Source organism: Dietzia papillomatosis NBRC 105045 (genome assembly GCF_001570845.1).
Lineage (GTDB): Bacteria > Actinomycetota > Actinomycetes > Mycobacteriales > Mycobacteriaceae > Dietzia > Dietzia cinnamea.
The window spans coordinates 1-25,121 of sequence record NZ_BCSL01000038.1 but is presented as its reverse complement, the minus strand read 5'-3'; the positions used below and the strand labels follow the sequence as shown (position 1 = coordinate 25,121).

26 protein-coding genes are annotated in these 25,121 nt (G+C 70.8%); 15 read left to right on the top strand and 11 right to left on the bottom strand.

What is annotated here, in order from left to right:
- Positions 1–83 precede the first annotated feature (83 nt).
- Positions 84–452: a nuclear transport factor 2 family protein gene (locus tag DPA01S_RS12830; protein WP_084374773.1), complete on the top strand. Its 369-nt coding sequence runs from the start codon at positions 84–86 to the stop codon at positions 450–452.
- 10 nt (positions 453–462) lie between these two features.
- Here the strand turns inward: DPA01S_RS12830 and DPA01S_RS16825 are convergent, their stop codons facing one another.
- Positions 463–651 carry a hypothetical protein gene (locus tag DPA01S_RS16825; RefSeq protein WP_082767857.1) on the bottom strand — a complete coding sequence of 63 codons (189 nt, stop codon included), beginning with the start codon at positions 649–651 and terminating at the stop codon, positions 463–465.
- Positions 652–691: 40 nt separating this feature from the next.
- Here DPA01S_RS16825 and DPA01S_RS16820 point away from each other — a divergent pair, with 40 nt between their 5' ends.
- Positions 692–1,060, top strand: coding sequence for a hypothetical protein (locus DPA01S_RS16820; RefSeq protein WP_157076976.1), 369 nt, complete (start codon positions 692–694; stop codon positions 1,058–1,060).
- A 90-nt stretch (positions 1,061–1,150) separates the two neighbouring features.
- Here DPA01S_RS16820 and DPA01S_RS12820 read toward each other — a convergent pair whose 3' ends face one another.
- Positions 1,151–1,375 (bottom strand): hypothetical protein, encoded by a 225-nt coding sequence (locus tag DPA01S_RS12820; protein ID WP_061916781.1) that lies wholly within the window; start codon positions 1,373–1,375, stop codon positions 1,151–1,153.
- Positions 1,376–1,685: 310 nt separating this feature from the next.
- On the opposite strand from DPA01S_RS12820, the gene DPA01S_RS12810 reads away from it, so the two are divergent.
- Together DPA01S_RS12810 and DPA01S_RS16815 are read left to right on the top strand one after the other, a co-directional pair.
- A complete protein-coding gene (locus tag DPA01S_RS12810; RefSeq protein ID WP_061916775.1) occupies positions 1,686–2,954 on the top strand; it encodes a methyltransferase in 1,269 nt (422 codons plus the stop codon).
- Positions 2,955–3,310: 356 nt separating this feature from the next.
- The gene (locus DPA01S_RS16815; RefSeq protein WP_007633571.1) at positions 3,311–3,451 is read left to right on the top strand and encodes a hypothetical protein; all 141 of its coding nucleotides are present in this window, start codon (positions 3,311–3,313) and stop codon (positions 3,449–3,451) included.
- A 368-nt stretch (positions 3,452–3,819) separates the two neighbouring features.
- Here the strand turns inward: DPA01S_RS16815 and DPA01S_RS12805 are convergent, their stop codons facing one another.
- Positions 3,820–4,332 carry a helix-turn-helix transcriptional regulator gene (locus DPA01S_RS12805; RefSeq protein ID WP_232303144.1) on the bottom strand — a complete coding sequence of 171 codons (513 nt, stop codon included), beginning with the start codon at positions 4,330–4,332 and terminating at the stop codon, positions 3,820–3,822.
- An 85-nt stretch (positions 4,333–4,417) separates the two neighbouring features.
- On the opposite strand from DPA01S_RS12805, the gene DPA01S_RS12800 reads away from it, so the two are divergent.
- The 8 genes from DPA01S_RS12800 to DPA01S_RS12765 all read left to right on the top strand — a co-directional run bounded on the left by DPA01S_RS12800 (position 4,418) and on the right by DPA01S_RS12765 (position 12,756).
- Complete coding sequence (locus tag DPA01S_RS12800) at positions 4,418–5,428, top strand: arsenic resistance protein (RefSeq protein ID WP_061230031.1); 1,011 nt, start codon at positions 4,418–4,420, stop codon at positions 5,426–5,428.
- A 106-nt stretch (positions 5,429–5,534) separates the two neighbouring features.
- Positions 5,535–7,028 carry an MDR family MFS transporter gene (locus DPA01S_RS12795; RefSeq protein ID WP_061230030.1) on the top strand — a complete coding sequence of 498 codons (1,494 nt, stop codon included), beginning with the start codon at positions 5,535–5,537 and terminating at the stop codon, positions 7,026–7,028.
- Between the two features lie 30 nt (positions 7,029–7,058).
- The gene (locus tag DPA01S_RS12790; RefSeq protein ID WP_061230029.1) at positions 7,059–8,192 is read left to right on the top strand and encodes a sterol desaturase family protein; all 1,134 of its coding nucleotides are present in this window, start codon (positions 7,059–7,061) and stop codon (positions 8,190–8,192) included.
- A gap of 233 nt (positions 8,193–8,425) precedes the next feature.
- A complete protein-coding gene (locus DPA01S_RS12785; RefSeq protein WP_061916772.1) occupies positions 8,426–8,824 on the top strand; it encodes a GntR family transcriptional regulator in 399 nt (132 codons plus the stop codon).
- Positions 8,817–9,530: an ABC transporter ATP-binding protein gene (locus DPA01S_RS12780; protein ID WP_232303143.1), complete on the top strand. Its 714-nt coding sequence runs from the start codon at positions 8,817–8,819 to the stop codon at positions 9,528–9,530. The genes DPA01S_RS12785 and DPA01S_RS12780 overlap by 8 nt, the downstream gene beginning before the upstream one ends.
- Positions 9,527–10,408, top strand: coding sequence for a hypothetical protein (locus tag DPA01S_RS12775; protein ID WP_061916766.1), 882 nt, complete (start codon positions 9,527–9,529; stop codon positions 10,406–10,408). The genes DPA01S_RS12780 and DPA01S_RS12775 overlap by 4 nt, the downstream gene beginning before the upstream one ends.
- Positions 10,409–10,532: 124 nt before the next feature.
- Positions 10,533–11,345: an excalibur calcium-binding domain-containing protein gene (locus DPA01S_RS17060; RefSeq protein ID WP_232303142.1), complete on the top strand. Its 813-nt coding sequence runs from the start codon at positions 10,533–10,535 to the stop codon at positions 11,343–11,345.
- Positions 11,346–11,856: 511 nt separating this feature from the next.
- The gene (locus tag DPA01S_RS12765; RefSeq protein ID WP_061916763.1) at positions 11,857–12,756 is read left to right on the top strand and encodes a Bax inhibitor-1/YccA family membrane protein; all 900 of its coding nucleotides are present in this window, start codon (positions 11,857–11,859) and stop codon (positions 12,754–12,756) included.
- A gap of 338 nt (positions 12,757–13,094) precedes the next feature.
- Here the strand turns inward: DPA01S_RS12765 and DPA01S_RS12760 are convergent, their stop codons facing one another.
- From DPA01S_RS12760 to DPA01S_RS12735, 6 genes are all read right to left on the bottom strand, one after another.
- Entirely contained in the window at positions 13,095–14,315 is a 1,221-nt protein-coding gene (locus DPA01S_RS12760) for an acetyl-CoA C-acetyltransferase (RefSeq protein ID WP_061916760.1), read from the bottom strand.
- A gap of 49 nt (positions 14,316–14,364) precedes the next feature.
- Positions 14,365–15,549 (bottom strand): SGNH/GDSL hydrolase family protein, encoded by a 1,185-nt coding sequence (locus DPA01S_RS12755; protein ID WP_061229939.1) that lies wholly within the window; start codon positions 15,547–15,549, stop codon positions 14,365–14,367.
- On the bottom strand, positions 15,546–16,865 hold the full coding sequence (locus DPA01S_RS12750) for an McrC family protein (RefSeq protein ID WP_061916757.1): 1,320 nt from the start codon (positions 16,863–16,865) through the stop codon (positions 15,546–15,548). Before DPA01S_RS12750 ends, DPA01S_RS12755 begins: the two co-directional genes overlap by 4 nt.
- On the bottom strand, positions 16,862–19,132 hold the full coding sequence (locus tag DPA01S_RS12745; RefSeq protein WP_061916755.1) for an AAA family ATPase: 2,271 nt from the start codon (positions 19,130–19,132) through the stop codon (positions 16,862–16,864). The genes DPA01S_RS12750 and DPA01S_RS12745 overlap by 4 nt, the downstream gene beginning before the upstream one ends.
- A 93-nt stretch (positions 19,133–19,225) precedes the next feature.
- A complete protein-coding gene (greA, locus tag DPA01S_RS12740; RefSeq protein ID WP_007630145.1) occupies positions 19,226–19,723 on the bottom strand; it encodes a transcription elongation factor GreA in 498 nt (165 codons plus the stop codon).
- Between the two features lie 136 nt (positions 19,724–19,859).
- On the bottom strand, positions 19,860–20,318 hold the full coding sequence (locus DPA01S_RS12735) for a DUF4307 domain-containing protein (protein ID WP_007630144.1): 459 nt from the start codon (positions 20,316–20,318) through the stop codon (positions 19,860–19,862).
- A 138-nt stretch (positions 20,319–20,456) separates the two neighbouring features.
- Between DPA01S_RS12735 and mca the strand changes: the two genes are divergently transcribed.
- Positions 20,457–21,380, top strand: a complete 924-nt coding sequence (mca, locus tag DPA01S_RS12730; protein WP_061916752.1) for a mycothiol conjugate amidase Mca — start codon at positions 20,457–20,459, stop codon at positions 21,378–21,380.
- Complete coding sequence (locus tag DPA01S_RS12725) at positions 21,377–21,703, top strand: hypothetical protein (RefSeq protein ID WP_061229933.1); 327 nt, start codon at positions 21,377–21,379, stop codon at positions 21,701–21,703. The genes mca and DPA01S_RS12725 overlap by 4 nt, the downstream gene beginning before the upstream one ends.
- Positions 21,704–21,753: 50 nt before the next feature.
- On the opposite strand, the gene DPA01S_RS12720 is transcribed toward DPA01S_RS12725, so the two are convergent.
- A complete protein-coding gene (locus tag DPA01S_RS12720) occupies positions 21,754–22,464 on the bottom strand; it encodes a CE1759 family FMN reductase (protein WP_061916749.1) in 711 nt (236 codons plus the stop codon).
- A complete protein-coding gene (locus DPA01S_RS12715; protein WP_061229931.1) occupies positions 22,461–23,711 on the bottom strand; it encodes an LLM class flavin-dependent oxidoreductase in 1,251 nt (416 codons plus the stop codon). Before DPA01S_RS12715 ends, DPA01S_RS12720 begins: the two co-directional genes overlap by 4 nt.
- A 347-nt stretch (positions 23,712–24,058) precedes the next feature.
- Here DPA01S_RS12715 and DPA01S_RS17335 point away from each other — a divergent pair, with 347 nt between their 5' ends.
- Positions 24,059–25,060, top strand: coding sequence for a nuclease-related domain-containing protein (locus DPA01S_RS17335; RefSeq protein WP_232303141.1), 1,002 nt, complete (start codon positions 24,059–24,061; stop codon positions 25,058–25,060).
- Positions 25,061–25,121 lie beyond the last annotated feature (61 nt).

Genomic DNA, 25,121 nt, shown 5'->3' with positions numbered 1-25,121 from the left:
AGCCGCCGGCGCCAGGATCGAAGGCGCGGTAGTACTGCCAGCTTCCAGAGAAAATGTCGGTCATGTGCGCCTATCGTGAAGGCGTGGACATCGCGGAACTTCTGGAGCTCGAGCACCAAGGGTGGTCCTCGTTGTGCGACCGCTCGGGGGCCGACTTCTACGGGCGCCTCATGACTCCCGACGGGGTGATGGTCCTGGCCCACGGTCAAGTACTGGACCGTGCGGAGGTGGTCACCTCCCTCAACGACGCGCCGCCGTGGCGGACCTACGAGATCAGCGACGAGCGCCTCGTCGAGCTCAACGACGACGCGGTCGCGCTGGTCTACACAGGGCGGGCGACCCGCGGCGACGTCGACGAGTTCCACGCACTGATGTCCACCGTGTACACGCGCCGTCAGGGGCGGTGGCGGCTGGCGCTCTACCAGCAGACACCCATCCCACCCACCGGGTGATCCTGCGGTGTCAGCAGTCCACGCCCTCAAGTCGTAGGCACGCCGGCGGGAGCTCTTGGTCAGGTCCGTAACCATCGGCCGAGTCCGGGTCGAACGTCGGCCTCGGGTGCGTCCGCCAGTACTCTTCGGCGAACTGCTGGTTGTACGCCTCCTGATCGAAGGTCTGAACGGGCGGCGGCGGGACATAGGTAGCCAGCATCTGGTTCTGACACGTCTGCGTCCACCCGGATGTGCCATCGGTGAAGAACGTCGTACCGGTCTGGTGGTTCGCGGTGCCGCACGACGCGATCTGCTTTCCCAGGCAGTGGGGGCTCTCGTGGCCGGGCGCCCCCTGGTACCCGACGGCCCCGCACGTGTCGGCGGCCGGCTCTGCTGCCGTCGGGCTCGGCGGCGGTTCGCTGGAGCTGGCGGTGGAGGACGTCGATTCGGTGGAGCTGGCTGTCGTCGACGCCTGCACGGTGGTGGTGACGGTAGCCGGCGTGGGCGCCGGATCGTCTGCGCTGCAGGCGGCGAGGAGGAAGATGATCGGGGCGAGAGCGCCGAGTGCCGCAGCGATGCGAGAGTGCATATCGAGCCTCACGAGGAAGCGCGTGACTCCCTCGGGTTGAGGAGGCCGGCGCGCGGGGTGGTGGGAGAATGTTAAACCCGTTACCACGCGTTCGTCGCCACAATGAGGCACTGAACCACGGCAGTCATCGCTACGGCCGGAGCTCGATCAACTGCCGCGTCGCGCGGGTCATCGCCACGTACCGGTCGACCGCTCCGGTGATGCCCGAGTCGGTGTCGCCCGAGCCGAAGGACCCGGGATCGACGACGACGACGAGGTCGAACTCCAATCCCTTGGCCTCGGCCGGGGTCAGCGTGCGGACGCGGTCCGAGAAGGCCCGCTCGACGCCGGGGAGCCGGCAGCGCGGATCACGCACGCGACGCCCTCGGGGTGAGCCGCGAGCCAGTCGTCGAGAACTCGCGACAGATCCTCCACTCGGCCGTAGGGCACGGGCACCCCGCTGCTGCGCACGGACTCCGGGACGTTGCCGACCCGGGGCTCCGCCGCGCGCTGTACCGGGCGTGGCCGATGATCGACGCGGACGACCTCGTCGGGGACCTGTGGACCGTGCCGGCGTACCTGCGGCTCTTGCCGCAAGCCCCCCTACCAGCTATAAGTTGAGAGTGGGAGGGAGTTCGAGGGCCGTGAGGTCGGCTTCGGTGCGCGCCCCCTGAGACAATGGCCCCGTGCCCACTCACCGCGACACCGACCTCGCCCCGACGACCGTCGAGTGGCGCGAGAACGACACCGACCGCACCGCGGCCTGGCGCTCCGGGAACGGCGCCCCCGCGCCCCGACGCGTCGTGGTGATCCATGACGACATCGCCGCGGACAAGGCCCTCAAGCTCATCCGCTCGGGCACCGGACTGTTGTGGCGGGGCGACTTCCACAACGCCCGCCAGCTCATGCGCGCGCTCGACCGGCGCCTGGGCAAGCGCGCGTCGGGGGCGCCGCAGGGCTCCGATCCCGGCGCGATCTTCCACGCCAACCGCAGGGCCCGCGCCGAGCGGGCGACCATCCTGGGACGGATCCTCGTCCCGCTGGAGCCCGACTACTCGATCAGCCTGCGGCGGGCGCCCGACGTGCGCGACGCCTGCGTGCACGCCTATGGCCCACCGCCCGGCGGCGCCGAGGAGGCGTCGGGTGGGTCCGACGAGGTCGGCGGGACGCGGGGCGGGGAGACGCTGGTCTCGCTGCCCGAGGTGCTGGGTGTGATCAGCGCGTACGAGTGGCACCGCAACGGCATCGAGATCGCGGCGCTGGGCGCGCGCATCCACCCCGCCTACGGCGTCTTCGCCCCGACCCGCGACGAGTACATCGACCTCGTCGCCGACGCGCCGTGGCCGCCGGGCGTCGACCAGCCGGTCGTGTGGGATATCGGCACCGGCACCGGGGTGCTCGCCGCGGTCCTGGCCCGGCGTGGTGCCCGGGCGGTGGTGGCGTCCGACATCAACCCGCGCGCCGTGCAGTGCGCGCGGGGCAACATGCGGCGGCTGGGGTTGGAGGACCGCGTCACCGTTGTGCGCGGTGACCTGTGGCCAGGCGACGACGACGAGGTGGGCGACCGCTCCGCGAGGGCCGACGTCGTGGTGTGCAATCCGCCCTGGATCCCCGGTCGGCCGACCTCGGACCTGGAGCAGGGGATCTACGACCCGGACTCCGACATGCTCCACCGCTTCCTGGCTGAGCTGCCGGAGCACCTCACGCCGCAGGGGGAGGGGTGGCTCATCCTGTCCGACCTCGCCGAGCACCTGGGCCTGCGCACGCGCGACGAGCTGCTCGCGCGAGTCGCCGACGCGGGCCTGACGGTGGTCGGGACGCACGAGACGACGCCTCGGCACTCTCGCGCGGCCGACACCGCCGACCCGCTGCACGCCGCCCGCGCTAAGGAGCGGACTGTCCTGTGGCGGCTGGCCGCGCGGGGCTCCAGTCCGAGCGCCGCAGCGCGCGGGTAGCCCTGATGAGGAACCCGGTCGCAAGCAGGGGCGCGGTGTGCATGCCCGGGGTTCGGCGCGGTGTCCTTTTCAGTTGGCTCAGTCGGGCTGCGTGGTCGAGGCGGCGCCCTCATCGTGCGGGGTCGTGGATGCCGTGGGTGTCGACGTGGCGCTCGTGGGGGTCGCGGCCTCGGAGTCCCGCGATTTCTGCCAAGGCCACCGGCCGGAGATCTCCAGCTCCAGTGACCAGCGGTCTCCTGGAACTCCACGCAGTCTCCCTCCGGGGCTCCGCGAGTCCTGTTCCCGCACTCGCGCGTCCGCCCACACATCTGATATCCCGGAAGGGTAGATCAGTCCCGATCCCCAGGAGAGAGATCATGATCCCCACGGGCTCGCTCGAGAATCCGCTGCGCTTCATCTTCGGCCCAGGGCCGGGGGAGGCGGCCTGCATGGCCCTGACCCCGGAGTGCATGGGCTGGCTGCCCTACCTCGCGGCGAGGTTCGGCATCGGGTCCTGACGGGGCCTGCCGATCGGGTCCTGACGGGGCCTATTTTTTGGTGTAGTCACTGCGATTCGGCGGGAACTTTCTCGCAGTAGCTACACCAGAGTTCGAGGCGGGGCCGCGGGCGGGCATTCCGGCATCACACCACCGCCCGGATGCGCTGCCGCATCGGCCTGCGCTGCGAGAATGGTCCATCCCGCCAGCGTGAGCCCGGTCGAAACGTGCAGAAAGGCAGCGTAGGGCAGAGGGGCAGCGTATCCGGCAGCACTCGTGCTGGCTCTCTGCAGAGATCGCCCGCCCGGGCGAGAGCCGCGCCCGGAGTTCAGGCCTCCCGCACCCCCTAAGACGGTACGACGACGCTGGTCAGCGGCGCAATCTCTTGATCAGGACGCGCGGTGTAGCGCTTCGGACACCCCGAGTTCGCGGAATCGGCCCGGGGTCAGGCCGGTGGTCCGGCGGAACGCCGCTCCGAACGCGCTGGCGGAGCTGTACCCGACCCGCGCGGCCACCACGTCCACAGTCATCCCGCGGCCCATGAGCAGCGCGGCCTGCTGAGCGCGGAAGGCCGCCTGCCAGGCGCCGAAGCTCAACCCCGTGTCCGCGCGAAAGGCCCCGGTGATGGTCCGTTCGCTCACGCCCAGCCGCGCCGCCCACTCCGTCAGCGAGCGCGGGTCGCCCGGGCTGGCCTCGAGTGCGGTGACGATCGGCCGGAGGAGCTCCGAACCCGGACGCTGCACGAGCAGAGCGTGCGGGGACGGCTCGAGTAGGTCGAACACCATCTGCTCGGTGAGCTCGCGCGAGCGGGCCTCGAGCGACTGGTCGACCAGTCGCTCGAGGAGCAGGGGTGTCATCTCCACCGACCCCGCCTCGCACACCGGCAGCGTCCGCGTCTCCACGGGCTCCAGGGTAGACCTGTTGCCGGGCGGGTCCGGCGGTCGGACGCGCTGGACGGACCCGCGGCTGCGCGGCGAGGGGAGGGCCATGCGCTCGAGCGTGGAGTGGATGGAGCGCCACCAGGTGGCGCTGTACCTCGCGGGCCTCGTGGCCGGTGGGGTCGTCGGACTCCTCGTTCCCGCGGTGGCCGGCCCGGCGGAGTTCGCGATCCAGCCGGTGCTCGCGCTGCTGCTGTACGCGACGTTCCTCGGGATCCCGTTCGGCGACGTCGGCCGGGCCCTGCGCGACCGCCGCTTCCTCGCGACCATCGGCGTGGTCAACTTCGTCGTGGTCCCGCCGATCGTCTGGCTGCTCTCGCGCGTCGTCGCGCACGACCGCGTGCTGCTCGTGGGCGTGCTGTTCGTCCTGCTCACGCCGTGCATCGACTACGTCCTCGTGTTCTCCGGCCTCGCCGGGGCCGACACGCGGCGGCTGCTGGCGGCCACGCCGCTGCTCATGCTCGCCCAGATGGTGCTGCTGCCGCTGTACCTGTGGGCGTTCCTCGGCGCCGAGTTCGTCGACGCAGTGGACCCCGGCCCGTTCGTCGAGGCGTTCCTCCTCCTCATCTCGCTGCCGTTGGCCGCCGCGGCGCTCACCCAGCGCGCGGCCCCCGGTCGCGCTGCCGGCCCGGTCGGCGCCGCCGGTCCCGTCGCCCGGGCCGCCGGCGCGGTCGAGCGGGGAGCGGTCTCCGCAATGGTCCCGCTCATGGTCGCCACCCTCGCCCTGGTCGTGGCCTCCCAGATCGCCGCGGTCAGCGAGCAGCTCGGCACGCTGACGCTGGTCGTGCCGGTGTACGCGGTGTACGTGGCCGTCATCGTGCCCGTGGGCGTGCTCGCCGGGCGGCTGGCCGGACTCGATGTGCCCGGCAGGCGGGCGATCGCGTTCAGCGGAGCTACCCGCAACTCGTTGGTGGTCCTCCCGCTCGTGCTGGCACTGCCGGCGGAGTTCGAGATGGCGCCCCTCGTCGTCGTCACCCAGACCCTCGTCGAGCTCGTCGCCATGGTTCTCCTGGTCCGCCTGGTCCCGCGGCTCGTCCCGGAGGTATTTCGCATCACGTGAGGCGGCGCGCCGGACGAACGTTTAAGTACAGTGCGAAGGTTCCCGTGCGCGGCCTCCCGGCGCCGGATTCTGCTCTTTTCTCACACCGCAATCCCAGAGGACGACCGTGACGTCTGAAGTCTCCGCCAACCCCAACGCCGCCGCGCCGGCCGCCGCAGAGGCCTCGCCGCCGCTGCCCGCCGCGACCGTGCGCCTCATCGCCCTGCTCGTCGGCGCCGCGTTCGTGGTGATCCTCAACGAGACCATCATGTCCGTGGCGCTGCCCGAGCTCATGGTCGAGTTCGCGGTGACCGCCGCGACCGCGCAGTGGCTCACCACCGCCTTCATGCTCACGATGGCCGTGGTCATCCCGTTCACCGGGTGGCTGCTCGTCCGATTGCCGCTGCGGATCGTGTTCGTCATAGCGATGAGCACGTTCACCGGCGGGACGCTGTTCGCCTCGTTGGCCGTGGTGTTCCCGATGCTGGTCGCCGGCCGGGTCGTGCAGGCCGTCGGCACCGCGATCATGATCCCGTTGCTCATGACGACCGTCCTCAACGTGGTGCCGGCCGACCGTCGCGGCCGCACGATGGGAGTCATCTCCATCGTGATCGCTGTCGCGCCCGCGATCGGTCCCACGGTGGGCGGTCTCGTCCTCGAGGTCCTGAGCTGGCGGTGGATGTTCTGGTCGGTCCTGCCCATCGGGATCGTGGCGCTCGTCGCCGGCGCAGTGCTCATCCGCAACGTCACCGAGCCGCGCCCCATCCCGCTCGACGTCCTCTCCGGCGTGCTCTCCGCCATCGGCTTCGCCGGACTCATCTTCGGTCTCAGCTCGATCGGCGAGGCCGCCAGCGGCAATGCCCTCATCTCGCCGTGGATCCCCGTCGGGATCGGCGCGGTCGCCCTGGCGGTATTCGTGTGGCGTCAGCTCGCGCTCAAGGACTTCGCACTGCTCGACGTGCGGGCCTTCCGGTTCCCCACCTTCACCGTGAGCCTCGTGCTCATGCTCGTCTCGATGATGTCACTGTTCGGCACCCTCATCCTGCTGCCGATGTACATGCAGCAGGTGCTGGGCACCAGCACCCTGAACTCCGGGCTCGCCCTCCTGCCCGGCGGCCTGATCATGGGTGTCCTCGGCTGGTTCGTCGGTCGCGCGTTCGACCGGATCGGCCCGCGCCCCCTCATCATCCCCGGCTCGATCCTGGCTTCCGCCGGACTGTGGGGCATGTTCACGACCTTCTCCGACGACAGTTCGTTGGCCCTCGTCATGACGTGGCACATCGTCCTCAGCGTGGGACTGGCGTTCCTGTTCTCGCCGCTCATGACCTCCGCGCTCGGGTCGCTGCCGCCGCACCTGTACTCGCACGGTTCCGCACTGCTCAACACCCTGCAGCAGGTAGCGGCAGCCGCCGGGACCGCGCTCTTCATCACCGTCATGACGCTGGGGATCGTGTCCGGTGCCGAATCCGGACTGGGGGACGCCGCCGCGCAGATGACCGGCGTGCACAACGCGCTGCTGCTCGGCGCGGTCATCTCACTGATCCCGGTCATCGGTGTGTTCTTCGTCCGGAACAGCGCCCAGACCGAGGGCCCCGCGACGGCGCCCGCGTCCGCGCACTGACACGTATGAGCTGCGTCATATGATGACGCCATGAAGGTCGATCTGACGGTCCTGGCGATCCCGGCGTTCGTGGCGTCGATGGCGGCCGAGTACGCCTGGCAGAAGCGCAACCCGGCGCCCGACCGGCGGGCCGGCGACTACGAGTTCGCCGACACCATGGCCAGCCTGTCGATGGGCGTCGGGAGTCTGATCGCGCCGTACATCACCGACAGGCTCCTGGCGCCGCTCACCCCGCGGACCGGCCGCTATGCCAAGGCGCTGATGGGCTTCTCCCTGGCCTCGGCCGCCGTGGCCACCGCCGGGGACCTGATCCGCCGCCACCGCGGGTCTGGTCTGCCCGAGGCGGGGACCTTGTCGTCGTCATCATCGTCGTCGGCACTGCCCGACGGCGAGGGCGGGGCAACACCCGAGCGCGACGCCGCGATCCCGCCCGCACTGCGCCGGATCACCGGCTGGTCGGCGGTGTCCGCCGTCGCGTCCACGGTGGTCATGGTGTCGACGCTGTGGAGCGCCCAGACCGCCAGCTCGGTCCTGTTCCGCCGGTCCCCGCTGGACCTGGGCTCGGGACCGCTCGCGTACGCGGTGGGCATCCTCGGGTGGGATTTCCTCTACTACTGGAACCACCGCTTCGACCACGAGAGCCGCTGGCTGTGGGCCATGCACGTCGTCCACCACTCCAGCGAGCGGTACAACCTCTCGACCGCCCTGCGCCAGCCGGTGGCCGAGGCGTTGACCATCTACGTCCCATACGGGTTGCTGTCGCTGCTGGGCGTGCGGCCGGCGATCGTGCAGGACGCCCGCGCGGTGAACCTCATCTACCAGTTCTGGGTCCACACCGAGGCCATCCGGACCATCGGACCGCTGGAGAAGGTGTTCAACTCGCCTTCGCACCACCGCGTGCACCACGGCAGCAACCGCCGCTACCTCGACCGCAACCACGGCAGCATCCTCATCATCTGGGACCGACTGTTCGGCACCTACGAGCCGGAGGGCGAGGACGTGGTCTACGGGCTCACCACCAACATCAACACCTTCAACCCGCTGCGCATCGCCACGCACGAGTGGCTCGCGATCTCCCGTGACGTCTTCCGCTCGGAGACGTGGAGCGACCGCGTGGGGTATCTCGTGCGCGGGCCGGGTTGGGCCGGGGCGCGGCAGAGCTAGCTAGGCGGCGGGCGGCCGGGTCGACGGCCGACCTCCGGGGTCGAGGCCTACCGCGAGATCATCGCGGCCGGGGGAGCGGGGCCGGGCTACCGTCCTGTGGTGCCGGCGGTCGCGCTCCTCGTCGTCGTCACCTCGGTTCTCTCCCACCGCGACCCACGCTGGGCGTTGACAACGCCCTCCGTCGGTGTCACTGTATTAATCACCTAATACAGCAACACGGAAGCGGGGCGACGATGCAGTTCGACACCTCGTCCCCGATCTGGGTGCAGCTCGTCGAGGAGTTCTCGCGACGCATCGTGACCGGGGACTGGGCGGCGGGCACCAAGATGCCCGGCGTCCGCGAGTTGGCGGCCGACCTGGGCGTCAACCCCAACACCGCCCAGCGCGCCCTCGCCGAACTCGAACGCCTCGACCTGTGCCGATCCGAACGGGCCACCGGGCGCTTCGTCACCAGCGACGAGGAGCGCATCGACGAGGTCCGCGCCGACCTCGCCACCGACGCCGCCGACTCCTACGTCCGACGCGTCCGCGGCCTGGGCATGACGCGCGACAGGGCCAGAGCACTGCTCGAGAAGAGATGGGACAGCAATGACGACCACGCCCCTACCGATGCAGACACCGGAGATGCCTGAGATGAACGAGCCCACAACACTTGTCGAGGTCTCCGGCCTCGCCATGCGCTACGGCCCCGTCACCGCCCTCGACGGCGTCGACCTCACGCTCGCCTCCGGGCAGATCGTCGGCCTGCTCGGCGAGAACGGCTGCGGCAAGACCACACTGCTCAAGATCCTCGCCGGCGTGATGACCGGCTACAGCGGCGACGTTCGCATCGCAGGTCACGAGCCCGGTCCGGAGTCGAAGGCTCGAGTGTCCTTCCTGCCCGACACCAGCTTCCTTCCCGACCGCGCGCGGGTCAGTTACTGCCTGGACCTGTACGCGGACTTCTTCGCCGACTTCCGCCCCGAGAAGGCCCGCGACCTCATCGGCTACTTCGGCCTGAGCGAGTCAACGCGGCTCAAGGAGATGTCCAAAGGCATGCGCGAGAAGGTCCAGATCGCACTGGCCATGTCGCGCGACGCGAGCGTCTACCTGCTCGACGAGCCGATCTCCGGCGTCGACCCGGCCGCGCGGCAACTGATCGTGGACGGCATCGTCCGCACCCTCTCCGAGGACTCGCTGCTGCTCATCGCCACCCACCTCGTGCACGACCTCGAACCCGTCCTCGACGCGGTGGTGATGATGCGCCACGGCCGCGTCGTCCTCTCCGGCGACGCCGACGACCTCCGCGGCGGCCGGGGTGCCAGCCTCGACCAGATCTTCAAGGAGACGTACCGATGACCGCGACCACCGCGACCCCCTCACCGTCGACCGGGGCCCCGAGAAGGGCGACGACGACGAGACTCCTCACGCACGAATGGCTGCGCACGCGCGGCACGCTCGGGACCCTCTTCGGCCTGCTCGCCCTGATCGGGGCGCTAAGCAGCCTGCTCGGGGCCGCCGGCTGGCCGGTGCTGTCCGAGCTCGGGCTGGCCGCGGGCATGCTCGCCGCGGTGATCGCCGTCCCGGCCGTCCAGCTGACCCTCGCCGCCGACTACTGGCGCTCGAGCTACGGCCGGATCGGGTACTTCACGCACTCCCTGCCGGTCCGCGGTTCCCGCATCTACTGGGCCAAGCTGGCCTGGGCGATGCTCGCGTCCCTGGCGGCGATCGTCCTCACCGTGGTGCTCGCGCTGCTCGCGTGGTGGTCGAACGCCCAGCGCTCGGGCGGATCGTCGCCGTCGTGGTCGGTACTCACCGCCGCGTGGACCACCGTCACCGACGTCACGCCGGGGTGGATGGTCGCGGCCGGCATCGCGCTGGCGTTCGGCTCGGTCCTGGTGTGGCCGGTGCAGTACTACTTCTCGATCTCGATCGGGCACGAGCGACGGTTGTCCGGGCACGGGGCGGGTGGACCGATCGTCGTGTTCGTCCTGGTCTACCTCGCCACGCAGGCGTTGTCCCTGCTCGGGATGCTGCTGATCCCGATCGGGGTGGGGGAGACCGACGGCGAGACGCTGGGCCTCGTCCGTTTCGATCTGCTCTCCGAGTTGGCCGCCGGCTCCTCCGCGAGCAACGCCGTGATGCCGATCGGCTTCGTGATCGCGCTCGTCGCCCTGGCGGTGTTCTGCCTCTGGCGCACGGCGCGGTCCTGGAACCACAGGGTGGCGCTGGGCTGAGCCCCCGGTCAAGATAAAGATATGTTTGGCGAGCGCCGCGCGGCGGAGTAGTGTTCACACCTCCACCGCGCGGCGCTTTGTGGGCGTTCCGCGGACTCCTCCCTTTCCTCGAAAGACCGCGCGCATGCCGATCGTTCTGCCGTCCCCGGCACACCCCGCCCTGTCCGAACCTACGTACATCGCGCCGCCCGTCTGGAGGCAGGCCCTCGCCTGGGGCGCTGTGGTGGTGGGTGGGTTGATGCTGTTCGCGGCCATCGGAATGGCCGACGGTGGGGCTCTCGCCTCGCTGGCCGAGGTGCTGGTGGGCCTGGCCGTGGCGGGCCCCGGCGGGTGGTGGATTCTCTGCGAGCGCAGGGACCGCACCCGGGCCGAGGAAGATTACCGTCTCGACCGCGAGGCCGCGCTCGCCGCGGAGTCGATGGCGGGCCAGGTTTCGGCGGATGCGCTCAGTCCCCTCACATGGAGTACCCCGCTCGCCCCCTACGCACGCCGGTGGCCGCTCGTCGGGTCCGTCTCGGCCGCCGCGCTCGTCGCAGGCGCCGCGCTCATGCCCGCCACGGCGCCCACGCCCGTTCCCGCAGCGAGCCCGGCGGCGGCGACCGGCGCCATCGCGACCAGCACGGTCACCTCTACCGTCCGGACGACGACCACCACCACGGTGACGCGGGCCCCCGCGAGTACCTCGTCGGCCCCGGCCACTCCCGTCGCGTCTGAGCCCGAGCCTGCACCCGCCTCCACGGTTGCTTTTGAGCCGACCTACGCCCCGGCGCCCGCCCAGACCTACGCGCCCGCTCCGGTAGCCGAGCAGGAACCGCAGTCGGCGTATTACCAGAACTGCTCGGCGGCGCGGGCGGCGGGCGCCGCACCGCTCTACCGTGGACAGCCCGGATACGCCTCGAAGCTGGACCGGGACAACGACGGGGTGGCCTGCGAGTAGCAGTGCGGGGCACCGGTAACGGGTCCGCAGCGTTCATAGACGAACTCGAGGGTTGCTGGCGGCCCGGGCGTAACGTGGCCTAGATCACGCAAATGCGGACTTTCTCACCAGCCGAAGATCCGGCCGTGGACCCGGACCCACCGTGAACGAGGCCGGCCACGTCGTGGGTGTGAACTCCTACACGATCCGAGGGGAGGGCCGGGCGTTCAGCTTCGTCACCACCACGGCGGACCTCGCGCTTCCTGACGAAGAACGGGGTGGGCTCACCATGAGCCGGACCGGCCGGCCCGGGACGAGCGGGACTCTCCCGGGCCCGATGCCCTCGTCGTCGTCGACCCCACTCCGACCCGGTCCCGTGACCGACGCTCCATCCCAGGACCGCCGTCCGAAACCGTTTCCGCCGGGAACACTCAGGCGACCTCGCGCGTTGTAGGGGTACGAGTGATTCGTCGGTGAGCCGGCGGGGACTCTCGACCAACGACCTTCCCCGACAATTTCCGAAGGGACCTCGATGCGCAGCAGCAGCAATCCGGTCTTCAGTTCCCTGTCCACAGACAGCGCCCGCGGCGCCACCCAGTTCGGCGCCGCCGGACGCGGGGCGTTCCAGCAGGGGCAGTACGGCCAGCCGGGCTACGGCGCCCAGGCCGGCTACGGCGCCCAGGCCGGCTACGGTGCTCAGGCCGGCTACGGTGCTCAGGCCGGCTACGGTGCCCCGCAGGCCGCCGCCGACACCCGGCCCATGACCATCGACGACGTCGTCGCGAAGACGGGTATCACCCTCGGCGTGATCGGCGTCGTGGGCCTCATCGCCTACTTCCTGTCCGTCGACATGGGGCTCGCGATGCCGCTCCTGCTCGTCGGCGGCATCGGCGGGTTGATCACCGTTCTCGTGGCCACCTTCGGCCGCAAGATGGACTCCGCGCCCGTCACTCTGACCTACGCCGCGTTCGAGGGACTGTTCATCGGCGCGGTCTCCCACATCTTCACCTTCAACATCGCCGGTGCCGACGCCGCTGCGGTGATCGGCCAGGCGATCCTGGGCACGTTCGGCGTCTTCGCCGGCATGCTGTTCGTCTACAAGACCGGCGCCGTGCGCGTGACCCCCAAGTTCACCCGGTTCATGACCGCCGCCCTCATCGGCGTGCTCGTCCTGATGGTGGGCAATCTGTTCGGTGCGCTGCTGTTCGGCTTCAACCCGCTGCGTGACGGCGGCGTCATGGCCATCATCTTCTCGCTGGTCTGCATCGGCCTGGCCGCGTTCAGCTTCCTGCTGGACTTCGACAACGCCGACCGCCTCGTGCGCGCCGGTGCCCCGGCCAAGATGGCGTGGGGCGTCGCCCTCGGCCTCGCCGTGACCCTGGTGTGGCTGTACGTCGAAATCCTGCGGCTGATGAGCTACTTCCGCGAGTGATCCGCCTCTGACGCGGAACCGACCCGCGAGCCGCGACGGCCCCGGCGCCCCTGAGAAGGGAACCGGGGCCGTCGTCATTCCTGCGTCGAAGTACCTGATGAATGTCGCCCAGTGGTGCCGGCCACTGTCCGCGTAGTCCGCGCGGTGCTCCATCCCGGCGTCGGTCAACCCGTTCGAGAACGGCCTGGTAGCTCCGTGCGCGCCCTGGACGGGCCGTCCATCGGGGGACTGCGGCGGCCCTGCCGACGAGAAGAGCGTTCCGCCCACGCCCCTCTCGGGAAACGTGGGCGGAACGCTCTTCGCGATGGCGGGTCGCATGTCGCCCGCCGCGCCGGGGATCAGCTGAGGCGCTCGAGCACCATCGCCATCCCCTGGCCGCCGCCGACGCACATGGTCTCGACGCCGAACTGCTTGTCCTCGGCCTGCAGGTTGTTGATGAGCGACGCGGTGATGCGGGCGCCGGTCATGCCGAACGGGTGGCCCAGCGCGATGGCGCCACCGTTGACGTTGAGCTTGTCCTCCTCGATGCCGAGCTCACGGGCCGAGCCGAGCACCTGCACGGCGAACGCCTCGTTGATCTCGAACAGGTCGATGTCAGAGATCTGCTTGCCGGCGATCTTCAGGGCGTTCTTGACGGCCTGGATCGGCCCGAGGCCCATGATCTCCGGCGACAGGCCGGACACGCCGGTGGAGACGACGCGCGCGAGCGGGGTGAGACCGAGCTCCTTGGCCTTGGTGTCGGACATGATCACGAGGGCCGCGGCGCCGTCGTTGAGCGGGCAGCAGTTGCCGGCCGCGACGGTGCCGTCGGGACGGAAGACCGGCTTGAGCTGCGAGATCTTCTCGTAGGTGGTGCCGGGGCGCGGGCCGTCGTCAGCGGTGACGACGGTGCCGTCGGGCATGGTCACCGGGGTGATCTCGTTGGCGAAGTGGCCACGCTCGACGGCCTCGACCGCGCGGTTCTGCGACCGCACACCCCAGTGGTCCTGCTCCTCGCGGGTGATGCCGGTGATCTGGGCGACGTTCTCGGCGGTCTGGCCCATCGGGATGTACACGTCCGGCAGGAGGCCCTGGTCACGCGGGTCGGTCCACACGTCGGCGCCACCCTCGGCGCGCTGGGCGGTGCGGGCCTCGGCGTCGGCGAAGACCGGGTTGTGGGTGTTCGGGATGTGGTCCGAGGTGCCGTACTGGAAGTTGGAGACGGTCTCCACACCGGCGGAGATGAACACGTCGCCCTCGCCGGCCTTGATCGCGTGCAGCGCCATCCGGGTGGTCTGCAGCGACGACGAGCAGTAGCGGTTGACGGTGGTGCCGGGGACGGTGTCCATGCCGGCGAGCACCGAGACGACGCGAGCCATGTTGAAGCCCTGCTGGCCGCCTGGCAGACCGTTGCCCAGCATCAGGTCGTCGACCTGGGTGGGGTCGAGCTCTGGCACCTTGGCCAGTGCTGCCTTGACCATCTGGGCGGTGAGGTCATCCGAGCGGATGCCCACGAGGGAACCCTTGTTGGCGCGCCCGATGGGGGAACGGGCGTAAGAGACGATCACGGCTTCCGGCATGGAAGGCTCCTTCGTGTCTGGTGGCTGCTTCGTGTGCGGCAGGTGAGGTTCAGGTCTGGTCGGTCGGTTCGCCCGGGTGGGGGTCGTCCCGGGTGAGGCGTGCCAACCGGAGGATCCGGCTCCGTCGCCGGAGGGTGTCCGCGGCCTCGCGGGCATCCCCCGTGCTCTCCGGATCGGCGTCCACGTCCTCATTATGCAGGAACGCGTTCTCGCCCTCGTCGCCCGTGTCCTCGTGGGTGCGGACGAAGTCGGTGAGGCGTTTGGTGAGGCGGGCGACCACGGACTCACGGTGTTCGGCACGGCCGGAGGCGTCGGCCGGTTCGGCGGCCTCGGCGGCGACGTCCGCGGCCTCGAGTGACGCGGCGGCCTCGGCGGCATCGTGCGGCAGATGCTCCTCGGGCACCTCGTCCCACACGCCCAGCGCCACACAGACCGCGGGCAGCAGCAGGCCGGCGGCGAGCTCGTAGCCGGCCGAGTTGGGGTGGAAGCGGTCGGGGGAGAACAGACTCTCGCCGCGGCGGTGGAACTCGGGGGCCAGGGTCTCGGCCAGCGACACCGGGACGCCCCCGGCCCGGCGGACCTGCACGGCCTGCGCGGCGGCCAGCCGCCGGCTGAGCGTGGCCATGACAGAACGCAGCGGCTGCGGCACCGGCTTGATGATGCCCAGGTCCGGACACGTGCCCACCACGACGTGGGAACCGCCATCACGTAGGGCCTGCACGGCTTCCCCGACGCGGCGTGCCGACGGGCCGATCGCGTTGCGCGAGGTGATGTCGTTGCCGCCGATGAGGATCACGGAGATGTCCGGCCGGCCGTGCGCGACCTGCATCGCCTCGACCTGCCCGGCCAGCCCCTTGGAGGTGGCACCGACGATCGCCTTGATGCTCAACCGGACGTCCCAGCCGGCCTCCTCGGCGAGGCCGCGGGCCAGCAGGACACCCGGTAGTTCGTCCGGTGAGTCGGCGCCCAGCCCGGCGGCCAGCGAGTCGCCGAAGACCATCATGTGGACGTCGCACGTCATGCCCGGCCGCCACGGATCGGGAGACGGCGCCCCCGGGCGGTACAGCCCGTCGCCGTCGTAGGGGCGGGAGGTGGGCTTCGGGATCACCCGACGGGCGATCCTGGCCTGCTGCGCGAGCACCTCGTACGCGCCGCGATACGCGCCGACCGTCCCCACTGCGGCCAGCGCGAGACTCACCACGAGTCGGCGGGCGGGATCATCGGCGTCGCTCATCGGGCGTGTCGTCTCCCTTCCGTGCGGTGGCGGGCGGCGGGTGCACACGCGAGGGCGCGCGCGTGCTCGGCCAACTCGACGATAGCCCGACGGCTGTCGGCGGGGCCGCCGGAGAGGTCGACGGGGTACTCGACGATCGAGATGTCCGTGTGCACGATCCGCCGCGGCTGAGGAGAATCGTCACGCCGCTGGGCGGGATACACCATGTACGCGCGGTCGACGCCGAGCGCCGTGCAGGCGGCAAGCAGCCGGTAGTGCTCGGCCGCGCGGGTCCGGCGGTCCGTGGGATAGGTCGGTACGAACGTGGCGACCGGCTCGCCGTCGACCTCGTACACCAAGCCGGTCCGCACGGAGATGTGGTCACCGTCCCCCGCGGGGGCGCGGTGACGGCCGGACGAGGTGTCACCGTCGGCCTCGGTACCGGAGTCCAGATTGACGACGGGGTTGTGCAGCAGCCGCCCGCCCCGCCCGTCGAGGGCGGCGGTCAGCTCGGCCTCCACGTACCGTTCGAACAGCTCCGGCATCTCGGTGACGAACGCCGCCGACGCCGCATGGCCGTCCTCGACCTCCACGGAGATGCGCCGCACGATGCGGTCCGCGAGCGACAGCGCGTCCTGGAACCGGGCGTTGAGCCGGCTCGGCGTCCACGCGGGCACGGGCGCGCCCTGACCGATGAGCGAGGCGTCGGACAACCTGGCGTCGACCATGGCGAGCCGACGGCGGGTCGCGTCGGGCAGCTCGGGCAGGAACTGCAGGCGGTGCGCGGCCGTGCGCAGGATGCGGTTCTCGGCGATGTCCGGCGTGAACTCGGAGTATGTGACCTCGAGCGGGATGGTCATGCCCGGATGGCGGCGGATCTGGTCGCCGAGCCGGATCCTGCCGCGAACGGTGGTCAGCGCCTCGTCGACCCTGCGGTACCCCCGCAGCAGCCCGGCGGCCAACGCCTGGTGCGCCAGCCGGGCCATCGACTCGGCGACGGAGGACCACAGCTCGTCGTCGTCCCGCGCCTGGACGGCCGAGGCCAGGAACGCGTCGTCGGCCGCGTGATCCAGCAGGAAGAACAGCTGCGTCAGCCCGAGGCTCGCGGCCGGCAGGACCCGCACGGACAGGCCCTCGACCCGCACCGACCCCACGGCACCGCTGGGGATGAGCCGCCACGTGTCGCGGCCTGCGGGCAGGACCTCCACCAGCCCGGTCTGCGACAGGTGCTGCGCGCCCTCCCAGCTCAGGGTGACGAGCCTGCCCCGACGGTCGAACTCGTCGAACTCCAGGGACATCAGCTCGGACGCCCCCGGACCCGTCGAGGTCGCGGTCACGCCCGCCCGATCTTGCGGCGCAGCGCCGCCAGGCCGAACCGCTCGTGGACCTCGGCGCGGGTGAGCCGCCCGTAGTAGTGCTCCTCGAGGAGCGGCAGCAGGTCGTACCGCCAGATCGCCTCGAGGCCGCCGGGCTCGGTGGCCTGGTCCTTCATGAAGTACGACGGCCCGATCCGCAGGTCGCGGTCGGAGTCGTCGATCTCCGAGTTGAGCGCCTCGAGCAGCTCCGCCGGCTCGGTCGACGCGCCGCGCGCCTCGAGGTGACGGCGCAGCACACCGGCGACCGGCGGGGTGTCGGGGTGCAGTTCCATGAACGCGAAGCGGCGGCGGATGGCCGCGTCGACCATGGCGATCGAGCGGTCCGCGGTGTTCATCGTGCCGATGATGAACAGGTTGCGCGGCAGCCGGAACGACGTGTCGGGGGAGTACTGGGGCAGGACGGTGCGGTCGCGGTATTCGAGCAGGAAGTACATCTCGCCGAACACGCGCGCGAGGTCGGCGCGATTCATCTCGTCGATGATGAGAAAGCTCGGGTGCTCCCGGCCCGACTCGGACGTCGCGCGCGCGGCCTGCCGACGCAGCGGGCCGGCCTGCAGCGCGAAGCCCGGCTGACCCGACTCGGTGAGGGTGGGGCGGTAGCCCTCGAAGAAGTCCTCGTAGGCGTAGCTCGGGTGGAACTGCACCAGCTGGACGCGGCTCGGGTCGTCGGGACCGGCGAGGAAACGCGCGAGCTCCTGGGCGAGATAGGTCTTGCCCGTACCGGGAGGGCCGTAGAACACGATCTGTTGACGCTGCTGAAGTGTGTCGACGATCTCCTGCAACTCCTTGCGTGGCATGTGCAGGCCGTCGGCGAGCTCGTCGGTGACCTCGGGCAGCGTGGGCACCGCGCCCGCGGCGGGGGCCTCCGCGACCTGCGACTCGGCGGAGTGGCGCCCCGGGTGCATGGCCGACAGCAGCGCGTCGAGCCCGTCGGTGAGGTCGACGACCGTGCCGGGCTCGCCGATCAGCTCGGACAGGGGGCTCGGCAGGGACTCGAGATCCAGGGTGACGGAGCTCCACAGCACGGACCGCTCGAGCTGCTGCCCGCCGTCCTCCACGTAGCCGAGGTCGTCGGTGAGGGTGCCCAGGTGCAGCTTGGCGTCGGCGACGGTGGCCACCACGTCCTGCGGGCTCATCCGGGACAGGAACGTGTGCAGCTCCGCGGTGAGCTGGAAGCGCGCCTGGTAGTCCAGGTGCGGGTAGCCCTGCTCGACGGCCTGGGAGACCTCGAGCCGGCTGGCGTGGGCGGGGATCCGCGGCAGGTGCGAGGCGGGCAGCGCGATGCGGTTCTGCGCGACCCACTGCCCGGACTGGCCGACTCCGCCCCGGCCGGGCCGCACGAGCCACGCGCGGCGGGAGTGGTCATCGCGGTGCCGCTGCCACTGGTTGGCCACGGAGCCGCGGTACCAGTCCACGGGCTGACCGAGCTGCGCGGACAGCACCTCCGAGATCCGGTGCAGGTCCTGGTCGATGTCGAGCTCGTCGATCCCGGACGGCCCGCCGATGAGGTCGGCGAACGCGTCGCGGATCCGCGTCTTGTGCTCGTGCTTGACGATCGGCTGGAAGTAGCCGGGCCACACCAGGTACTGGAGGCTGTAGCGGATGGCCCGCCAGTCGCCGGGCGTCGAGCGCGCGGCCCGCTGGAACTCCCACGGGTCGGACAGGGCCGCGTCGCGGACGGAGGCGTCGAGCTCGGCCCAGTGGACGATGAACGAGCACAGCCAGCGCAGGTGCTCCCGCATCTGCACGTTGAAGCCCAGGCCGCCGGTCAGCGGGCCCTTCTCGGTGAGGACCTCGTCGAGGTCGGCGGGGATCTCCGGCGCCTCGTCCATCCAGGACAGCACGTCGCGGACGCGGCCCCTCTTGAGGCGCGCGGTGACGGTGCTCAGCGGCAGCTGCTGGATGTACAGCAGCTCGGCGGCCAGCAGCACCACCGGCCGCGGGGCGCCCTCGAGCTGGTCGTGCAGCGCCTGCATGACGGGGGAGCGGGTCGACCCGGACGCCGCCGCCCCGGTCGGGCCCGCCCCGCCGCCGGCGCCGCCCGCGTCGTCCGCGGGGTCGGCGTCCAGGCGGCGGGCGAGCTCCTCCGCGACCTCGGGGGTCCAGGTGTAGAGATCGTCCTCGAAGGGTGACTGGCCGGTCCGGAGTGCCGGACCCAGGACCCTCGCTGCGGCCGCCTCGATCGTCGGGGCAGGGCCGTGGGGCCTGTCCTGGGAACCGTCTGACACGTTGGAACTCCTGCTACGCCGGCGCTGAGTCGGGCGCGTCTGGGCGACCCGACATTCGTGAAGAACCTACCACCGGGGTCTCCACGGAGCAGGTCAGCTCTGGTACGGCTCCGCGGTCACGACGGTGACGGAGACCTTCTTGCCGTTGGGGGCGGTGTACTCGCGGGTCTCGCCGTTCTTGGCGCCGAGCACGGCCTTGCCGAGCGGCGAGTCGGGCGAGTAGATCTCGAGGTCGTCCTTGCCGGAGCCCTCGCCGCGGGTGCCGATGAGGAAGGTCTCCTTGGTGTCCTCGTTGCCGTTGTAGTACGCGCGGACGACGGAGCCGATGAGCGCGACGCCGGACTCGGTGGGCGTCTCGCCGACCTGGGCGTTGGCCAGCAGGTCGTCGATGGTGCGGATCCGCGCCTCCTCCTGGCCCTGCTGCTCGCGCGCGGCGTGGTAGCCGGCGTTCTCCTTGAGGTCGCCCTCCTCGCGCCGTTCGTTGATCTCGGCGGCGATGACCGGACGGTTGGCGATCAGCGCCTCCTTCTCGGCCATGAGGCGGTCGTACGAGTCCTGGGTCAGCCAGTGGACCTGGGTGTCGTTCGCCATGAGCGCACTCCAATCTGTTCGCGTGCGTGAGTTAATAAAAACACGGCCCCGCGGATCCGGAGCCGTGCTGAAGCGCCAATATTAACACACAGACACCGCCGCGCGAGGGCGGTGGTCGGTCGGGTTCGCAGGCGCTCTACCTGCGCAGGTAGTCGGGGACGTCCTCGCCGCAGCCGTACACGTCGGCGATGAACGCACGGTCGGTGGTGAACACGGACGCGGTGATCTCGACGGTGCCGTTCTCGGACGGAGGGACGTAGACCTCACGCCGGCCCAGCTCGCCCTTCGACTCCTCCTGTGCGCGGATGATGCAGTACGCAGGCGTGCCCGGCTCCTCGCGCGTGACGGTGAACGTCAGGTCGACCCGGCCGGAGTCCACGACCTCCACGCCGGTCGCCTCGCCCGAGATGTCGGGCGTCTGGTTGAGGCGGTACATCGTCACCACGCCGGCCACCAGCAGGGCGCCCACGAGCAGCACGAGGAGAACCGCGACGACCTTGCCGGCCAGGCCCGAGCCGCGGTCGGCGTCGGCGTACCGGTCGGCGGGCGGCCCTGCGGGGCGCCGCGACGGGGCGTCCGACCTCGGCTCATTCATGGGGGCCAGGGTATCCGGGCGCGTCGGCGAGGACGGTCGGGGGGTCCACCGGGGCACGGGCCGGGGGCACGGCGCGCGGCGACGCCCATAGAATGGTGCGGTCCTCCACCTACTCGAGAAGAACGGCAGGTGCACCCGATGGCCGGTCTGCGGCTGATGGCGGTCCACGCCCACCCTGACGACGAGTCGTCCAAGGGGGCGGCGACCATGGCCAAGTACGTCGCGGAGGGCGTCCACGTGCTGGTCGAGACGTGCACCGGGGGAGAGCGGGGCGACATCCTCAACCCCGCGATGGACCGCCCGGACATCACCGCGGATCTGCCCGCGGTTCGCGTGCGCGAGATGGCGCGCGCCGCCGACATCCTGGGCGTCGACCACCACTGGCTGGGCTACGTGGACTCGGGGCTACCCGAGGGGGACCCGTTACCGCCCCTGCCGGAGGGGTGCTTTGCCCTGGCCGACGACGACGAGGTCACCGAGGCCCTGGTCCGCAGGATCCGCGAGTTCCGGCCACACGTGATGATCACCTACGACGAGAACGGTGGTTATCCCCACCCGGATCATCTGAAGGTGCATTCGGCGTCGATGGCCGCCTACGAGGCCGCCGCGGACCCGGCCCGGTATCCGGACGCTGGCGAGCCGTGGGCCATCGCGAAGGTCTACTACACGCACGGCTTCCCCCGGCGCCGCCTCGAGCTGCTCGACGAGGAGCTGTACGCCCGCGACGGCGTCCGCCACTTCGACGAGTTCCTGTCCCGCTGGAAGGACCGTCCGGACGTGATGGAGCGGGTGACCACCCGGGTGGAGTGCGCGGACTACTTCGAGCAGCGCAACTCGGCCCTGCTGGCGCACGCCACCCAGATCGACCCCAACGGCTGGTTCTTCGCCGCGCCGGTGGAGATGCAGCAGCGGGTGTGGCCGACCGAGGAGTTCGAACTGGCAGCCAGTCGGGTGGGCTTCCCTCAGCTCGGTGAGGGAGAATACGAGACAGACCTCTTCGCGGGAGTCGACCCGTCGGTCGAGCTCCCGGTCGGACCGAGCACGAGTGAGGACGCGCGATGATCACCCTGGGACCGGACGTCCAGATCCTGGCGTACGAGTCGGCGATGATCTTCGCTCAGAACCAGTCGCCCGGCACCCCCGGGTACAACGACAACCCGGTCGGCCCCGAGTTCGGCAAGGCCTCGCCGCTCGGTATCCCCCTCGTACTGCTGCTGCTCATCGCCACGGTCCTGCTCGTGCGCAACATGAACAAGCACATCAAGAACCTGCCGGAGAGCTTCGACGCCGAGAACCCGGCGCCGGACCAGCTCGCCGACGAGGGCACCGACCGCTCTGGTGTGATCGGTGCCCCCGGTAGCGACGAGGTGGGCGACCCGCGCTGACGCCCCGCGGCGTCAGGCGCGCCGGCCGGGTGTCCGGTGCCGCTGCCGGTCTAGCGTCCCAGGAGATCGCCCATCGGGACGAAGTCGCTGAACTCGTCGTCGTCGTCCCGTCGTCCCCGCTTGTCATCCGCGCGCGTCGGCTCGACCGCGCCGGCGGTGACCCCCGCGAACCGCAGCATGTAGTCGCCGAGTTCGGTCCCCACCCGGACGGCCCGCGTCCGCAGTGAGTTCTCGTCGCCCGCGGTGGACACGGCGCCGAAGTCCTCGGCGGCCGCGAACACGGTGGTGGGCACGACGTCGGCCTTGAGGTAGGCGAACATCGGCCGCAGCGCGTAGTCGACCGCCAGCGAGTGCCGCGCCGTCCCGCCCGTCGCGCCCAGCGCCACCGGCACCCCGGCGAGGGTGCCGGGCTCGATGACGTCGAACAGCGACTTGAACAGGCCGGAGAACGACTGGTTGTAGATCGGCGTCACCGCGATCAGCCCGTCCGCGCGGCCGATCGCGTCGATCGCCGCGCTCAGCTTCTCGCCGGGGAAGCGGGTGACCGTCGCGTCGACGACCTCGTGGGCCAGCTCACGCGCCTCGAGGACCGTCACCTCGACGCGCTGCCCGTGGCGGGCGAGGGCGTCGCGGGTGGCCGAGGTGAGTTGGTCGGCGAGCATCCGCGTGCTGGAGGGCACGGAGGTGCCCGCGGCGACGACGACGAGGTTGAGCGGCCGCTCGTCAGGGGCGGTGTGGTCGGTCAGGTGCTCGGAGGTCACTTGGACTCCTTTCCGGCCGGCGCCTCGGCGAGGCGGGCCTGGGTGCGGCGGCTGCGGGCGAGCGACTCCTGCTGTGCCCGCTGCCCGCCCTCGGCGGTGAGGCCCGTCCAGTTGTCGCCGGTGCCGAAGCGGTAGGCGTCCGAGTAGGCGGGCTCGCCGGCGGCGGCCAGCTCGGCGTCGCGGGCGGCGACCCGCGCGGCGTGGGTGGGGCCGTCCGGCACGTGGGCCGGGCGCAGGGCGTCGAGCTCGCGGCGGAGGGTGGGGACGATCTCGGTGCCCAGGATCTCGATCTGCTCGAGCACCGTCGTGCGCGGCAGGCCGGCGTGGTCGACGAGGAACAGCTGGCGCTGGTAGTCGCCCACGTGCTCGCGCATCGTCATGTAGCGGTCGATGATCTGCTGCGGCGAGCCGACCGTGAGCGGGGTCTGCGCGGTGAAGTCCTCGAGCGACGGGCCGTGGCCGTAGACCGGGGCGTTGTCGAAGTAGGGGCGGAACTCGTTCACAGCGTCCTGGCTGTTGGCGCGGGCGAAGAACTGGCCGCCCAGCCCGACGATCGCCTGGTCCGCCGAGCCGTGGCCGTAGTGCTCGTAGCGACGGCGGTACAGCTCCACCATCTGCTTGGTGTGGTGGATGGGCCAGAAGATGTTGTTGTGGAAGAAGCCGTCACCGTAGAAGGCGGCCTGCTCGGCGATCTGCGGCGAGCGGATCGAGCCGTGCCACACGAACGGGGCGACGCCGTCCAGCGGGCGGGGCGTCGAGGTGAACTGCTGGAGCGGCGTGCGGAACTTGCCCTCCCAGTCCACCACGTCCTCGTGCCACAGGCGGTGCAGGAGCTCGTAGTTCTCGATCGCCAGCGGCAGGCCCTGGCGGATATCCTGCCCGAACCACGGGTACACCGGACCGGTGTTGCCGCGACCCATCGTCAGGTCCACCCGGCCGCCGGCCAGGTGCTGCAGCATGGCGTAGTCCTCGGCGATCTTCACCGGATCGTTGGTCGTGATGAGCGTCGTGGCCGTCGACAGGATGATTTCGCTGGTGCGGCCCGCCACGTAACCCAGCGTGGTGGTGGGGGAGGACGTGACGAACGGGGGGTTGTGGTGCTCACCCAGTGCGAACACGTCCAGGCCCACCTGCTCCGCCAGCGTGGCGTACTCGACTATTGCCTCGAGCCGCTCGTGCTCGGTGGGTATGCGCCCGGTGGTGGGGTCCGGGGTGATGTCGGCGATGCTGAAGATTCCGAACTGCATGGTTGTCCCTCTCGATCTGTTGATGCGCCCAGCGTACGTTGCTGACATGTCAAACAAAAGGGGGCGCAGCCGTATTCCCCCTCACCCGACACTGCCGCCGCCCCTCGCCATGGCGCCTGGCCTGCGCTTCGGTGCGCGCGAGACGCCATGGCGAGGGGCGGCCGCGGGAGCGCGCGGCACGAGCAGTGGCGAGTCACCACGTCCGCGAGCGGCTGCGGCGGTGGCGGGGCGATCGCCGTTCGCAGTGACTCCGGTGAACCCCCGTCGTGGATGCGGCATTCGACGGATTAGTCGCTATCCGCACCGGAGCGATGTCACGATTCGTGGCATCCGGGGGAGGAGGGCCAGTGACCGAGTGGAATGTCCGGCGGTGGCGTCGCTACGGCCACGACCGCCTTTACGCGTCGACGCCCGGTGGCACCGACCTCGGCTATCTCGACCTCACGACGGGCCGGTACCGCTCCGACGACATGTCTAACCTGCCATTGCTGCGCCGGGCGATCGAGGACCACTTCGCCGCCCAGCGACCGCCGCATCAGGGCTCCGGAACGACCCCGGCCCCGGCGCCTGGCCCGTCGGCGGCTCCTGGCCCGGCGCCGACGCGGTCCCCGGAGCTGGCGCGCACGGACACGCCCGATGCGGTAGCCCACGGCCGGGTTTCGCCGCATCCGCCTCCGGCTCCTTCGCCGTGGCAGTCGCCGTCGCCGGGCCCGACCGGACCGAGGTGGCACGATCTCGCGGACGTGCGGGCGGGCGCCTCCGCACGCGAACGCGCGGTGGCCGAGCGTGCGGCGCAGGGCACGATTCGCCACTTGTTCGCCCGGCTTGTCGACGCGAGGACCGACGAGCGAGCGTGGCGGATCGGCGCCGACGGCGAGGAGGCGGTCGCCGAGCAGTTGGCCGGGCTGGGCGTGCACTGGCGCGTTCTTCATGCGGTGCGGGTGGGCGATCGCGGCGCGGACATCGATCACGTGGTGGTCGGCCCGGGTGGGGTGTTCACCGTGAACGCGAAGAACCACCCGAAGGCGTCGGTCTGGGTCGGCGGCGACGTCTTCCTGGTGAACGGCCAGCGCCACGACTATGTCCGCAAGAGCCGTTTTGAGGCGGAGCGGGCGTCTCGGATGCTCGCGGAGCACGTCGGTTTCCCGGTGCCGGTCACGGGCGTCATCGCGGTGGTGGGTGCGCGGCGCGGGTTCACGGTGAAGGCTCAGCCGGCGGATGGCGCGGTAGTTGTGGTGCCGCGGCGCGGTATTCGCCGTTTCCTGCAGTCCCGGCCATCGCGATTGGGGCTTCGCGAGATCGACGCGATCCACGAGGTCGCCAGGCGATCGAGTACCTGGCAGCGCTGAGCGCGCCCGGGGGCCGGGCGGGATGTGGTCTGGCGGCGTGGCCTATGGCGAGCGATGGCGG